Annotated in this window: 10 protein-coding genes; 6 read left to right on the forward strand and 4 right to left on the reverse strand. The window is 43.6% G+C overall.

Translation table 11 applies throughout. From position 1 onward, the window contains the following. Positions 1-214 precede the first annotated feature (214 nt). Positions 215-1,054: an acyltransferase family protein gene (locus tag GLV81_RS04320; protein ID WP_157477187.1), complete on the reverse strand. Its 840-nt coding sequence runs from the start codon at positions 1,052-1,054 to the stop codon at positions 215-217. 235 nt (positions 1,055-1,289) lie between these two features. On the opposite strand from GLV81_RS04320, the gene GLV81_RS04325 reads away from it, so the two are divergent. From GLV81_RS04325 to GLV81_RS04340, 4 genes are all read left to right on the forward strand, one after another. Beyond that, positions 1,290-4,385 (forward strand): SusC/RagA family TonB-linked outer membrane protein, encoded by a 3,096-nt coding sequence (locus GLV81_RS04325; RefSeq protein WP_157477190.1) that lies wholly within the window; start codon positions 1,290-1,292, stop codon positions 4,383-4,385. Between the two features lie 18 nt (positions 4,386-4,403). Next, positions 4,404-5,954 (forward strand): SusD/RagB family nutrient-binding outer membrane lipoprotein, encoded by a 1,551-nt coding sequence (locus GLV81_RS04330; protein WP_157477192.1) that lies wholly within the window; start codon positions 4,404-4,406, stop codon positions 5,952-5,954. A gap of 79 nt (positions 5,955-6,033) precedes the next feature. Then, complete coding sequence (locus GLV81_RS04335) at positions 6,034-6,408, forward strand: FG-GAP repeat domain-containing protein (protein ID WP_157477194.1); 375 nt, start codon at positions 6,034-6,036, stop codon at positions 6,406-6,408. Further along, entirely contained in the window at positions 6,359-9,364 is a 3,006-nt protein-coding gene (locus GLV81_RS04340) for a VCBS repeat-containing protein (protein WP_197428924.1), read from the forward strand. The genes GLV81_RS04335 and GLV81_RS04340 overlap by 50 nt, the downstream gene beginning before the upstream one ends. Positions 9,365-9,632: 268 nt before the next feature. Here the strand turns inward: GLV81_RS04340 and GLV81_RS04345 are convergent, their stop codons facing one another. Further along, a complete protein-coding gene (locus GLV81_RS04345) occupies positions 9,633-10,634 on the reverse strand; it encodes a beta-ketoacyl-ACP synthase III (RefSeq protein ID WP_157477198.1) in 1,002 nt (333 codons plus the stop codon). 175 nt (positions 10,635-10,809) lie between these two features. Here GLV81_RS04345 and GLV81_RS04350 point away from each other — a divergent pair, with 175 nt between their 5' ends. Beyond that, complete coding sequence (locus tag GLV81_RS04350; protein WP_157477199.1) at positions 10,810-11,778, forward strand: hypothetical protein; 969 nt, start codon at positions 10,810-10,812, stop codon at positions 11,776-11,778. A gap of 91 nt (positions 11,779-11,869) precedes the next feature. Here the strand turns inward: GLV81_RS04350 and GLV81_RS04355 are convergent, their stop codons facing one another. Both GLV81_RS04355 and GLV81_RS04360 read right to left on the reverse strand, forming a co-directional pair. Next, positions 11,870-12,607 carry a YebC/PmpR family DNA-binding transcriptional regulator gene (locus GLV81_RS04355; RefSeq protein ID WP_157477200.1) on the reverse strand — a complete coding sequence of 246 codons (738 nt, stop codon included), beginning with the start codon at positions 12,605-12,607 and terminating at the stop codon, positions 11,870-11,872. Positions 12,608-12,849: 242 nt separating this feature from the next. Further along, on the reverse strand, positions 12,850-14,316 hold the full coding sequence (locus GLV81_RS04360; protein ID WP_157477202.1) for an APC family permease: 1,467 nt from the start codon (positions 14,314-14,316) through the stop codon (positions 12,850-12,852). 193 nt (positions 14,317-14,509) lie between these two features. Between GLV81_RS04360 and GLV81_RS04365 the strand changes: the two genes are divergently transcribed. Continuing rightward, positions 14,510-15,784 (forward strand): hypothetical protein, encoded by a 1,275-nt coding sequence (locus GLV81_RS04365; RefSeq protein ID WP_157477204.1) that lies wholly within the window; start codon positions 14,510-14,512, stop codon positions 15,782-15,784.

Raw genomic sequence — 15,784 nt, forward strand, 5'->3', positions numbered from 1 at the left:
TATCAGGGCAAAGAACAGTGCAAAAAGAAATGAACCTAAATATCCAGATGCCCACGAAAAAAAAGTATTGAATATCCAATGATATAGAGTCAAGTCTTCACGAATGTGAATTAAGTACAGCATAGAACCTGTGCATTCAAAAAGAAGGTATATGAAAAGTGGATTTTTTCCGAAGCTGATAAAAAAAATAAGTAGCCATTTCTTTTTAAGAATATCAATTAGCAGCATTATGCAAGAAATGATTACAACATCTAACCCTGATGTGTACAAGGCAAAGGAGCTTGGTCCAAATCTTTTTATTGAATGGAAGACTGTAAGACCATATATAAGCTACTGCTATCATCATTACACCGGCCACCATTAACTGTAAAACTGATAAGGCAGAAATACCTCTTGCCTTTATAAACCTTGCAGTAATAAAACCAGCCATTGCATTAACTAAAGATGGTATAGTACTTAGCAATCCTTCCGGATCAAAAGGGAATCCTTCTCCTTTATATAAATGAGCATCTCCAATAATCCTTTTGTCAATAAACAAAACTGCATTATCCTTAATAGACAACGGATCAATGCCATGCGGTAACTGGTACAATAGCAGCCAGTAAACTGGCAGAATTAATAACGCAATAATAGCTATGCCACGGGTAGAAATGTATATCGACATGATACTAACCAAGGCATAAACAATGGCAATGCGCTGTAATACTCCCAAAAACCTGATATCTGAAACTGGAAAAAAACGGAGCTCCTTTGCAAGGAAATCAATAAAAGGAAACCAGTATAAAAGAATGCCAAGTGTAAAAATGATGATAGCTCTTTTTATAACTTTCATTACCAGTAAATGATTAGGAAGGTTGTATTTGCCCACTGTTAGTGCAATAGCATTACCCGAAGCAAATAAAAAAGATGGGAATACCAAATCGGTTGGTGTAAATCCATGCCAGCTAGCATGCAGTAATGCTGGATGCGTAGTGTAATAGTTGCCGGGAAGACTAACCAATATCATGAAAAAAATAGTCATTCCTCTGAAGTAGTCAAGCGAAGTCAGTCGCATAAAATAGCATTTTACTGATAGCTGAGTGTTTATCCTCACCTGTGTTTAAGCAGTAAATTAATTGAAATGATAAGGGCTAAAGCGTAGAACGATTGTAAAAATTTACTACAACGTTTTACTGCCACTTAAGTCGTAATTCAAAAACTTATTCCTATACTTTAGTTGTAAGAAGGAATACAATTTTTAAATGTCTGATTGTTATTTCTTGCATCTTTCATTCAAAACTTAACTTGCTATGCGAAAAATCAAGCTTTTAGCTTTTGTCCAGCTTATATTGTTGTGGACGACCATTTCTTATGGGCAGGCACGTACTGTTTCTGGTACAGTTACCGGCTTATCTGGCGAAGCACTTTCTGGTGCATCTGTTACACTTAAAGGAAAAACATCTGGCACTTCTACAGATGGTAACGGCCGGTTCTCTATACAGGTACCCGCTGGAGATGTAGTGTTAGTGGTATCCTTTGTAGGATATCAGGAAAAAGAACTAACTGTATCTGCCGGTACAAATACTGCAAACATTTCATTGGATAAATCTGAAGGAGATTTAGGTGAAGTGGTAGTAACCGCCTTGGGCATACAGCGGCAGGCAAAGTCGCTTACATATGCTACACAAAAAGTAAGCGGGGATAAAATTAATGAGGTGAGAGATGCAAACTTCGCCAATACACTTTCTGGTAAAGTAGCAGGTTTGGTTGTTACGCAATCTGCATCGGGCCCTGGCGGTGCATCTCGTTTCATTCTTCGTGGCAACCGTTCGCTGCAAGGAAACAACAATGCACTTATTGTAGTAGATGGTGTAGCCGTAGACAACTCTACGCCAAGTGGTCAGGTGAATAACGACTTTGGCGGACAGAACGGTAGCGATGGTGCAGCCAATATTAACCCCGATGACATTGAGTCCATCAATGTGCTGAAAGGTGCTGCAGCCTCTGCCCTGTATGGCAGCCGTGCTGCCAATGGTGTAATTATGATTACTACTAAAAAGGGCAGAGCTGGAAAATTGGGCGTAGATGTCAACTCAGGCGTTGCATTTGATAGCCCCATGTTATTGCCTTCCTTACAAAATACTTACGGGCAAGGCAACGGTGGTGCGTTTTCTGCTAACGCCAGTCAAAGCTGGGGACCAAAAATGACAGGTCAGCAGGTAACAGACTGGACAGGAAAGCAAACAGCGCTTACTGCACAAGAAGACAACATAAAAGACTTTTTCAGAACGGGTAAAAGCGTCAATAACTCTATTGCAATCAATGGTGGTTTTGATAAAGTACAATCTTACTTTTCGTATGCCAACAATTATGTTGAAGGTATTATACCAGACAATAGCTTGAACAGGCACACTTTCAATTTTAGAATTGGTGCCAAAATCAGTTCGAAGCTATCTGCCGATGCCAAAATAACATATATGATACAGAACCTTTTCAACAAGCCTCGCCTTGGTGAAGAAAGTTCTGTGATGATGAATCTTTACAAGATTCCCCGCAACGTTAATCTTGACGATGTGAAGGATTATAGCTCAGTAAATTCATCAGGTATAGAAACACAGAAATACTGGACTACGTCTTCTATTTATATGAATCCATACTGGACGGTTAAGAATACACACAGAAATGAAGAACGGAATCGTATCATAGGTCTGGTTTCTATGAAATATGAACTTACCGACTGGCTTAGTATTCAAGGCAGAGCCAGCTATGACAGGTACGATGATTTAATTACGGATCGTTTTGCCAACAATACGCTTCTGTTTGCAAAGGCCGGAGGTTCTTACTCTGAAGGTAATGTTAAGGTGTCTGAGCAAAATATCGACCTGTTGTTATCAGGTAAAAACAATATCGGTAAAGACTTCAGTATCTCTTACAATTTAGGTACATCTGTGCTCGACCGTAAGCAGAATCTTAGTTTCACGAATGCTAACGGTCTGCTGGTGCCAAATCGTTATGATCTTTCTTTTGCAGCAAACCTGAGTACACAAACAAGCAATGTACAAACACAGTTGCAATCTGTTTATGGTACTGCACAACTGTCCTACAAAGACATCTTATACTTTGATGCAACAGCCCGCAATGATTGGTCTTCAACTTTGCCAAGTCCGCACAGTTATTTTTATCCCTCATTTGGTGTTACAGCCTTGTTGTCTGACATAATGAAGATGCCTTCTTGGGTGACTTACGGTAAAGTAAGAGCTTCATATACCCGTGTAGGTAATGATGCACCCGCTCATTTGCTTTCTCAAACATACAGCTTCAGCCAGGGCGGTACAGGTGGTTTCATTAGCCAGGATAGAACCAAAGCCATTGCAGATTTGAAACCAGAGCTCACAACGGCTCTCGAATTTGGTACGGAATGGCGTTTCTTCAAGAACCGTCTGGGTGTAGACTTCACTTATTACAAAACCAACTCTAAAAACCAACTCTTGCGACTTGGTTTGGCTCCTGCATCCGGCTTCGAGTTTCAATACATTAACGCAGGTGATATAGAAAACAAAGGTTTTGAAATTGCACTCACCGGAAGGCCTGTAAACCAGAAAAACTTTAGCTGGGATATGATGGTGAATATGGCTAGTAACAAAAACAAGGTTATTGCACTTAGCGATGATATTCAAAGTACATTCATTGGCGGTGCATTTGGCCGAACAGCCAATGTAGCAGTAAATGTTGGCGGCTCCTATGGTGACCTGTATGCTTATGGTTGGGAAACGCTGAATGGTAAATATGTAGTGGATGATAACGGCAGGCCAGTGCGTACTGCTTCAACCAAGTTTGTAGGCAATTTCAACCCTAAATTTACTTTGGGATGGGGCAATAATTTTTCTTTCGGTAATTGGGTAGCATCTGTTCTTATCGACGGTCGATTTGGAGGAGTAGCAACATCTGGCACAGATGCAAACTTCGCTTTTGATGGTACCGCTGATTACACAGAAACAAATCGTGAAGGCAATTGGACGCTCGATGCAGTTAGAGCAGATGGTACTAAAAATACGACGCCTATCAATGCTGAAACATTTTGGACTACAGTTTCAGGTGGTCGTTATTCTTGGGCTGAATTTTTTACCTACGATGCCACTAACGTACGGGTAAGAGAAATGGCCGTAGGATATCAGTTTAAAAAACTGCCAGTAAAGTTTATCAAGCAAGCAAAGCTTTCTCTGGTAGCTCGTAACCTCTTCTTCTTGTACCGTGGTAGTGCTATACTGGACATTCCAGGAGTTGGACAAAGAAAAATGAATTTCGATCCCGAGCTCAGCCTTGGTTCTTCAAACTTTCAGGGTGTAGAATATGGCAATATGCCATCTACACGTAGCATTGGTGTAAATCTTAAACTCTCTTTCTAATTTAAAGTAATTGTATTTATGAATAAGCAAATCATTGGCGCTGCAATGCTCTCAGCTGCCTTGTTGTTGGGAGGGTGTACAAAAAAGTTCGATGAACTAAATACAGATAAAACTAAGCTCACAACCTTGGGCGCATCTGAGTACCCGTTCCTTTTTTCTAAAGCTCAATCTGCTGCATCTTATAAATATGCAGACTATCAAGTAGCACAAAATTTATTTGCCGACCTGTATGCTCAGTATTTTGCCACTTCCGCAACATACTTCCCCAGCGACAGATATACGATTGTGTTTGACTGGCTACCTGGCCACTGGCTTCCCCAGTATACCGAAGTTGTTCCACAGTTGAAAACCCTAATGGCTAATACTGAAGCTAACTCTGCCGAAAACGCGTTGGCTCAAATTTGGTGGGTATGGTCATTTCATCGGATTACCGATTACTATGGCCCTATTCCATATTCTAAAGCTGGTGAGCCGCTTGCTTCTATTCCATACGATAGTCAGGAGCAAATTTATAATGACTTTTTTACCCGCTTGAATGCCGCTATAGCTGTATTGAACAGTAACAGCACCGCTACGCCTTACGGAAACTTTGATTTGATATATGGTGGTGATATTAGCAAATGGAAAAAGTTTGCAAATACCCTGAAATTGAGATTGGCTATGCGCATTTCTAAAGTAAACCCAACCAAAGCAAAGGCAGAAGCCGAGGCTGCAATTGCCGCCGGTGTAATGACCAGTGAGGCTGATGATGCTTACATGAAAACCACACCCGCAGGTAACGATGCAAATGGATTGGCAGGTATTGCTGGCTGGAATGAGTTTAGAATGAGTGCCACCATGGAATCAGTACTAAAAGGATATAGCGATCCAAGGATGGGCGTATATTTTCAACCAGCATCAGCTACCGGAGGTTATGACGGTATTAGAAACGGTCTTACAGCTACGCAATTGGGCCAATCTTTAAATAGTAACGACAATAACTCAAATGTAGGAACACGTTGGGTTACAGGTAGTGGCGCAAATTGGAACAACAATCTGAGTACACCACGAAATATTATGCATGCTGCAGAAGCATATTTCCTTCGTGCAGAAGCTGCTTTTTTGGGCTGGAACGCAGGATCCTCTGCTAAGCAACTATATGAAAAGGGCATTGAAACATCTATGCGCCAGTGGGGCATCACCGATGCTGCTGCAATTAATGCTTATATCAATAGCGCTGCTCAGCCAGTTGCACCCGCTGATGCACTTAACTCTCCAGCGGTAAATGATTATCCGATAGCTTGGGCAGCAGATCCAACAACTCAACTCAAGCAAATTGCACAGCAAAAATGGCTGGCATTGTATCCTGATGGATTTGAAGCTTGGGCGGATGTGAGACGTATGGGTGTATTACAGCAATACCCCGTGGTGAATAGTGATAATGCTGATTTACCTGTGGGTACTAGAATCCGGCGCATACCTTTTATTGATTTGGAAAAGAATACCAACGGCACCGCTGTGCAAGCAGCCGTACCACTACTAGGTGGCCCCGATAAAGCATCAACAAAGCTTTGGTGGGATAAGAACTAATGTGTGTGTTAGTGCAAAAAGCGCCGTATTTATATGCGGCGTTTTTTGTTTATTCATAGTCTTCGTTTAGAATATCATTATGACTATTTCGAAAAAAAATGGATTAGAACTTTCAATGTTCTTTGTGCTTCTATTTAGCACTGGGTGTAGAGAGGGTAGCGTAAAACGTTTTACACAACTACAAAGCAATGAGACAGGTATTACGTTCAATAATATCATTGAAGAAACAGCTGATTTAAACGTACTTAACTACACCTATTTTTATAACGGTGCCGGAGTAGCAATTGGCGATGTAAATAATGATAGTCTACCAGATATTGTTTTCACTGGCAATATGGTGAGCAACAAGCTCTATCTCAACAAAGGGAATATGAGTTTTGAGGATATTACTACCCAATCTGGCATTGGAAAAGCTCAGGGTTGGTGTACCGGCGTTACGCTTGGTAGACATTAATCAAGATGGTTGGCAAGACATTTACATTTGCCGTTCTGCTGATGGCAATGCAACTCGAAGAAAAAATCTATTGTATATCAATAATCAACAAAACGGATTTTCAGAGCAGGCTGAAAAATACGGTTTAGATGATGCAGGTTATTCCACACAGGCAGCTTTTTTTGATTATGACAGAGACGGAGACTTAGATTGTTTTGTAGCCAATCACTCTTTGCAGAGATACACTACAGGCCTGCAGGAAAATCAAGCTTTACGAAAGACTTCGAATCCAGATTTTTCTAGTAGACTATACAGAAACGATGATGGTTATTATTACAACGTAAGTGATAGTGCAGGTATCACATCCAATGTGTTTTCATTTGGCCTGGGTTTATCTGTTGCTGATTTAAACAATGATCAATGGCCAGATATTTACTTATGCAATGATTTTAATGAGCCAGACTACTATTTTGTCAATCAGCAAAACGGAACGTTTAAAGAGCTGGCGACTGAATCTTTTGATCAGGTGTCACTTTATTCCATGGGCTGCGACGCAGCTGATTACAACAACGACGGCCTTACAGATTTAGTGACTTTGGATATGCTTCCTGCATCTGCAGCATCCCAAAACACCCATAACGGCGCCGAAAATTTCAACAAATTCCAGCAGCTATTTAATTCAGGTATTCACCATCAATATAGCCGTAATATGCTCCAGAAAAATAATGGAGATGGTACATTTTCGGAAGTGGGCCAGCTGGCAGGTATTGCAGCCACCGAATGGAGTTGGTCATCGCTGCTTGCTGATTTTGATAATGATGGTTTCAAAGATTTATTTGTAACAAACGGATATGTAAAAGATTACACTGATATGGATTTTATTCAATACTCCATGTCAGACCTTATAGCACAATCACAATATGACAACAACAGTAAAACTGTAGAAAAAGCATTGGCATTAATGCCATCCAGCAGCCAACCGAATTTCATATTTCGCAATACAGGTAGTGATTATTTTGAAGACAAAACCATTGATTGGGGCATGGAAAAGCCAACGCTTAGTGCCGCCGCCGCATATGGCGATTTAGATTTAGATGGCGATTTGGATCTAGTGGTAAGTAACATTAATGACGTTGCAGGTATTTATAAAAATGAGACTACGTCATTACATCCGGAAGCATCACAGTCCATATCTGTCAGACTTTTGGGTAAGCCCGGTAATAGAGACGCTTTGGGCGCAACTGTATCAGTTTTTGCAAATGGGAAAAAATATGTGCAAACCCTCAACCCAACACGTGGTTTCCAAAGTGCTGTACACAATCTGTTGGTTTTTGGTATTGGGGCTGTAGCAAAAGCCGACTCAATAAAAGTAATTTGGCCAGATGGCAATATTATAAACCATGTACAGCCCACTGTGGCTGGCTCAACTGTTCTGATTAACTATAGTGAGGCTTCATTTAGTTCAGAAAAAATTAATGGTAAAATTCCTATTATAAGGCAAAGTAGCATACCTGCATTTAGCCACGTAGAAAATGAATATAATGATTTCTCGCAACAGCCGCTTTTGTATCAATACTTCAGCAGAATGGGACCATGTATGGCAGTTGCTGATATTGATAATGATGGAATTGAGGAAGTATTTGTAGGTGGTGCCAAAGGGAAGCCATCGATGCTATTGAAGCAGGATGGCAATGGAGGTTTTAAGAAATTATCACAACCTTTTATTTATGCTGACTCAATGCATGAAGACATAGATGCTATGTTTGCTGATTTTAACGGAGATTCATTTAATGATTTATATGTAGCGTCTGGAGGGTATGAGTTTTCAGCAGCCGATGCATTATTGCAAGACAGGCTTTATTTAAATGACGGTAAAGGCAATTTTTTAAAAGCCAATGGAGCACTACCCGTAATGCTCAGTAGCTCTAAAGTGATTGCACCTGCTGATTTTGACAATGACGGAGATTTGGATTTATTTATTGGCAGTAATGTTGTACCTGGCCAGTTTCCTTCATTACCTGTTTCTTATTTGTTGCAAAACAATGGAAAGGGTACGTTTTCAAATGTTACAGCGGGCAACGCAAAGGAACTGGCACAGTCAGGCATGATTAATGATGCTGTATGGCTGGATTTGAACAACGACCAATATCTCGATTTAATTGTAGCAGGTATTTGGATGCCAGTGCAGGTTTTTATCAATAGGCAAGGAAAATTGTCGCCTTCAGTTATACAATACTTTCCTACTGCAAAAAATGGATTATGGCAATCCATACATGTATGTGATGCAGACGATGATGGTGACTCCGATATTCTTTTTGGCAACTTTGGTGTAAATAGTCAATGGAAAGCCAATGATGCCGAGCCATTATTATTGAACAGAACAGATATTGACGGAAATGGCAATATAGACCCTGTAATTAGTACTTACCAAAAAGGCATCTGGCAGCCTTATTATTATCGGGATGATTTGGCTGAACAACTACCCTTTATCAAGAAAAAGTATTTGCGTTTTCAAGACTACTCATCAGTATCTACTGCTGAAATTTTTAGTGGGCTTAATTGGCAATTCAATGATCAATTGCAGGTTACACAAATGCATACAATGTTATTTTTAAATCAAGGAAACTCATCCTTCATGGCAGCAGCACTTCCAATAGAAGCTCAATATGGGCCTGTTACTGCTATCACCTCCGGAGATTTTAACAATGATGGGTATACAGATTTATTATTGGCAGGTGGACAAAAGTGGATGCGCATAAGATTCGGGCAAATGACAGCTAATCACGGCGTGGTTCTGTTGGGTACAGGAAAAGGACGCTTTGAAACGTTGCCTCCAGCACAGGCAGGCGTTAAATTAAAATCCATGACCAGCAAAATAGCTTGGATAAAACTTCCCGGTGGCGGAAAACAATTACTTCTTTCACAAAATAATGATACGCTAAGGAGATTGAGTTTCGCAAAAGATAAACATAGATAAGAGGATGGCGATACTATCAAAAGTATCGCCATCGCATTTTACTACACTACTTGGCAAAACAGCAACAAGTACTTTGCTGCATGGAGGTAAATTATTATTGGGGCATTCTCATTTTTGCAACCAATCAAAAATGTATCATTCACTATGGCCTTGACCATCTTGGATTATAACGTATTTATATTGTTGTTGACTGCAATCACCAATAAAAGGCACTAATGCTTTAAAAGAAACTTTTAATTGTGTCTTAATAAGCCTGATTGCACAAACTTTATTGTCCGTCGTAGGCCCACTTAATCCAGGTGGCTCCCCAGGTAAAGCCGCCGCCAAAGGCTGCCAATACAATGTTGTCGCCTTTCTTCAACTGGCTTTCCCAATCGCTCAGGCACAGCGGCAGCGTACCCGCCGTGGTGTTGCCATACTTCTGAATGTTGATCATCACTTTTTCTTTGGGCAGGTTCATACGGTTGGCTGTGGCATCAATAATGCGCAGGTTTGCCTGATGGGGTACCAGCCAGGCAATATCGTCGGCGGTCAGGTTGTTGCGTTCCAATAGTTCGGCACTTACATCGGCCATGCCTTTTACCGCAAACTTGAACACTGCCTGACCTTCCTGATACACAAAATGTTCTTTGGCCATCACGGTTTCAATGGTAGCCGGTTTGGCACTGCCACCGGCTTTCATGTGCAGGTGGGTACAGCCGCTGCCATCGCTGCGCAAAATACTGTCGAGTACGCCCAGGCCTTCGGTGTTGGGCTCCAGCAATACGGCGCCGCCGCCATCACCAAAAATGATGCAGGTTGCACGGTCGGTATAGTCGATGATGGCACTCATTTTATCGGCACCAACCACAATCACTTTCTTGTAGCGGCCACTTTCTATGAAGCTGGCGCCGGTGGTAAGGGCGTATAAAAAGCCGCTGCAGGCAGCGCCAATGTCGAAGCTCCAGGCGTTTTTGGCACCTACCCGGTCGGCTATCAGGTTGGCCGTGGCCGGAAACACCATGTCGGGGGTAACGGTGGCGCAAATGATACAATCAATCTCCAACGGATCGAGGCCTTTTTTCTCAATGATTTGTTGTACTGCCGGGGTGCCCAAATGGCTGGTACCCTTGCCTTCGCCCTTTAAAATGCGGCGTTCTTCAATGCCGGTGCGGGTACGAATCCACTCGTCATTGGTATCCACCATTTTTTCCAAATCGAAATTGGTGAGTTTATCTTCTGGTACAAAACCGCCGACGGCGGTAATAGCTGCGGTAATTTTTTGACTCATAATTGGCGGCGAAGATAAGGTTTGCGGAAAAATGACTAATCCTGCTGTATCAGCACTCAATTGTTTTGGCCGGATAAGCCAAGTATTATTTCCCGTTTGGCAAGGCAAGTTCATTTCTTACATGGCTTGCATGCTCCGGCGGGATGCACTATTTTCCCCATCAATAACCTTACCTATGAAAGTGAATCAATTCCTCAGGCCAGTTGGCTTGCTGTTGCTGCTGCATGGCTTTATGCTTGGGTTTGCCCAAAACATTGGCATTGGCAAACACAATCCCATTTTCCGGCTCGATGTATTGTCTGCCGCCAACAGCCCGGCCCGGTTTGATGCTGCAGCTCCCATGTACATTGCCTTGTTTGAGAATGGCGGTTACGTGGGCTACCTCGGTTCTTATTCGGGTGCAGCCCCCGATGTAGATTTTGGCACCGGAGCGGGCAATACCACCGGCAGGGTTCACCTTACCACACAGGCTACGCCCCGCCTTACTGTTCGTGAAAACGGTTATGTAGGCATCAACCTCACCAGCCCCAACCGCCATTTGGATGTAAATGGCGATATGAATGTGAACGGCACTTTTTATGTAAATGCCAATAGCGGCACCACCGGGCAGGTACTTACTTCGGGCGGTGCCGGGGCCTCTCCCAGCTGGCAAACTTTGAGTACGGCTTATGAAAATGATATCCGGTTTGGCGTACAAACCAACCAGACCACAACGGGCGGCTCTACCAGCAATTCGCGGACGGTATTGTACAACACCAATACGGTGTCAATTGGTACACCTACCAACGGAGCCATCACCATCACAGAAGAAGGGCTCTATCATTTTGAAGGCAATTTTACCGTGGCCGTAGAATACAGCGGGCAAACCGTGGGCGACAATACCAATGCAATCGGTCGTTTGGTAGTTGGGCTATCCCAAATTTTTGATACCCACTACATCACCAGCTTTAAAAAAATAGGCACGGGCAGCAACTGGCGGGGGCAAGAAGTATTTACCTGGGAAAAAGATTTGTATTTCACTGCCGCTCAGGTACCTGTCAATGTGAGCTATGGATATGTATTTAATGCTTCGCCTACCAATGGTGCTGTGTTATTAACCCGCAGTATGACGGGTATTATTTCAGGATATAAAATTGCTGATTGAGCATCGTCAACGAATCCTCATTCATGTCAAAAAACCGAACAGCCCTTTCAAATTTTGAAAGGGCTGTTCGGTTATAAAAAGTGCCAGCGTGTTACGCCAGGTTGTGAAACACTTTCTGCACGTCTTCGTCTTGTTCCAGTTTGTCTACCAGTTTCAGCACTTCTTCCGATTGCTCATCGTTGAGGCTTACGGTGGTGGTAGGTATCCATTCCAGTTCGGCACTGATGGGGCTGATGCCTTTTTCTTCGAGGGCTTTTTGCAGGCTGCCAAAGTCGGCAAAGGCGCAACGCAGCACCAGCACTTCGAAAGTGTTGCCGGCGTTGTCGGGGTCCGATGTGCCTTCACCCAGTTCTTCGAGGCCGGCATCAATCAGTTCCAGCTCCAGCTCGTCGGCATCCAGTCCTTCGGGCTTCAGTTTGAACACACCCATTTTTTTAAACTGAAATGCCACACTACCACTGTTGCCCATGGCGCCGCCACCTTTGTTGAAGATGGCTTTTACATTGGCTACAGTACGAACGTGGTTATCGGTAGCGGTTTCTACCAAAATGGCCACACCGTGTGGGGCATATCCTTCATACAAAATTTCGTCGTAGTTCACCAGGTCTTTACCCTGAGCCCTTTTGATGGCCGCTTCTACACGGTCTTTGGGCATGCCTACGCTGCGGGCATTCTGAAAGCAGCGGCGAAGGGCTGCGTTGCTGTTGGGGTCGGGGCCACCGGCTTTTACAGCAATCACAATTTCTTTACCAATACGGGTAAAGTTTTTGGCCATTTTATCCCAGCGGGCAAACATGGCGCTTTTACGTACTTCAAATATGCGACCCATAAAAAAATATTTCTGATTTCTGATGTAGGATGTCTGATGTGAGGGAGAATGGACGAGTTGAAACAGACTTATTAATCAATCTCAACCTTGACCTTCACTTCAACTCCACAATGCTTAATCAAGCCCTTAGCTTTCGGCTTTGGGCTGCAAATGTAATTGTTGATTGCATTGAAAATACCCTTTACACAAAGAACGCTACCCTTGATGGAGTAGCGTTCTTTGATAGTGAAAAGAGCAGAGCATTATGCGTTGGCTGCTTTTCTCAGTTTACTGTTTTGCTTACTGTATACAAAGTAAATAACTACACCCAGCACCAACCATGCACCAGACAGTTGGATGGCATGCAGGTTCAGTTTTGACATCAGGAAAATGTTGATGCCAATACCGAGTACTGCAATCAGTGGGAGTGCAGGCACCTTAAAGTTGCGCTGGAGGTTAGGTTCTTTTACCCGGAGCATCCACACTGCAATACAAACCATGGTAAAGGCGAACAAGGTACCAAAGCTGGTCATATCGGCCAGGGTAGAAATGGGGGTGAAACCTGCTACCAGTGCTACAATCAAACCAATGAGGATATTGCTCTTGTAAGGAGTTTTATTTTTTACATGCAGGTCGCTGAAAAACTTAGGAATCAAACCATCCTTACTCATGCCCATGAAAATGCGAGACTGACCCAGCAGCATCACCATCATTACAGAAATAAGACCAACAGTGGCAGCCACAGTAATGATGAATACAGCCCAAGGCATACCTGCCAAATCGAAGGCTGCGGCTACGGGAGCTTTAATAGCATCAGGATATTTTCCTGCTGGGTTAAAGTCTGAATAGTTCATCATACCGGTGAGCACCAGCGATACCAAAATGTACAACACGGTACATACCAGCAGCGACATGATGATGGCAAAAGGCACATCTTTTTTCGGGTTGATGGCTTCGCCGGCCTGAGTAGAAACGGCATCGAAACCTACATACGCAAAGAAGATGGCGGCAGCACCAGAAATAACACCGGCCCAGCCATATGCATCGTGTACTTCACCATTGTTTGATACCTGAGCTACTTCAGGCACAAAGGGCGTCCAGTTAGCAGCATTTACATAAAACGCACCTACTACAATTACAAACAGTACGGCAGACACTTTCAGGATAACAATCAGGTTGTTGGCCTTGGCTGCTTCCTTGGTGCCTTTTACCAGCAAGGCGGTAATGAGCAACACAATGACCGTGGCGGGCAGGTTCATGGAAAAACCGCTGCCCTGGTAGCTGCCCGGATCTTGAGTGAGGTAGTCGGGCAGGTGCAGGTTAAACAGGTGCAACAATTTGTTGAAATAACCTGACCAGCTAACGGCCACCGTCATAGAACCCATGGCGTATTCCAATATCAAACCCCAGCCAATTACCCAGGCAAACAGTTCGCCAATGGTGCCGTAGGCATACGCATAAGCAGAACCTTCTACAGGTATCATGCTGGCAAATTCGGAATAACACAAGGCGGCAAATACACAGGCAATACCGGCAATTACAAAAGACAAAGCCAGTGCAGGACCCGCATGGAAATAAGCACCTGTACCAGTGAGTACAAAAATACCACCCCCAATAATGGCACCAATACCGATGGCGGTCAGGCTCCATTTGCCCAGTACCCGCTTCATCTCGCTTTTCTTCATATCCTCTTCAAAGGCGGCAAGTGGCTTTTTAAGGAACAAACTCATAAGCTATCTGATTAGTTTTAGTAGAAAAATGCTTTAAGGCGGAAAAATAGAGAATAATGCAACATACGACGAGATAAATTGAAACGCCTTGCGGCATCGCATCTGCTTTTGTGCTGAACGGCTGCCACATTCCAGTACATGCGTTTCAACAGCAAGGGCTAACTTTCGGGCCTTGTAGAAAAAACGTTCTTCATTGAGCATCGTCCTTTTTATAATATACCTGCTACTCTTCGGTTGGCTCATTGGCCGTAGCCAATGGCTGCGCCAAACGGGTATGTCGCCAGTGTGGCTTGTGGGCTTGTACCTGCTGAAAGTAGCTGCGGGCATTGCCTACGGATACTTTTTTACCCGCCTGCCCAACTACACTCAAAACGCAGATACCTGGCGCATGTTTTTTGCCGGCGTGGCCGAAAAGCAATGGCTGCTGCAAGACCCTGCCGCCTGGCTGGCCGATGTGTACACGCCCCGCTACGCCGCCGATACGGGCCTACTGGGCACTGAAAACAGCCTGCTGAACGATGTGAAAGATGTGCTGTTGGTAAAGCTCATTTCCGTACTGAATGTGCTCAGCAACGACAGCTACAACAGCAATCTGTTGTTCTATAATTATGCAGTCTTTATGGGGCAGGCAGCGTTGGCTTTGTGCTGGAAAAATGTATTGCAGCAAAAAAATGCTGGTTGGTTGCTCATCCTAATTGTTTGTTGGCCGTCTACTTTGTTTTGGTGTAGTGGCTTCCACCGCGATGGCCTCATTTTGTTGGGCTTGGGTGTGTTTGCCTGGAGGGCCTGGCAGGAAACACAACAGCCCAAACTGACCAATAAAATATGGATGCTCATCGCCATTGCTCTGGTTTTTTTCTTGCGCAATTATGTAGCGGTTTTTGCGGTAGCAGCAGTTGTACTCTATTGGTTGTTTACGAAATGGCCGGCAAAGCGTTGGTCAATGTTGGTTGTATTTGTGGTTGGTTTTATGGCATTCGCTTTGGTGAGTGGCAATGCTATTCCGCAAACCATTGCACAACGGCAGCAGGCATTTGCGCAACTGCAAGGCGGTTCACAAATGGCTGCTTTGGCACTCGATGAAAGCTGGTGGAGCTTGCTGCAGCAATGGCCATCGGCAATACTGAGAGGCATCCTCACACCGCCACTCAATCTGCGCTGGGCGTGGAATGATTTGCCTTTTGCCGCAGAAAATATCTTTTTTGTGCTGGCAGTTATTGCTGCATTCTTTTTCATAGTCAAAAGAAAAGTGGGCGCATTTACCCAGCCACAACAATCGTGGTTCATAGCTGCTTTGGTCATAGTACTTCCCATCCTTTTGCTCATTGGTTATACTATTCCATTTGCTACGGCCATCGTCCGGTACAAAAGCATTTTGTGGCCTATACTTTTGCCGCCGGTGATGTATATCATTGTACAATATCTGAAGCAGCGCTGGCCCAACAACCGTTGGCTGGCATTCCTGTAA

Origin of the sequence: Phnomibacter ginsenosidimutans (assembly GCF_009740285.1) — a bacterium.
GTDB classification, from domain to species: domain Bacteria; phylum Bacteroidota; class Bacteroidia; order Chitinophagales; family Chitinophagaceae; genus Phnomibacter; species Phnomibacter ginsenosidimutans.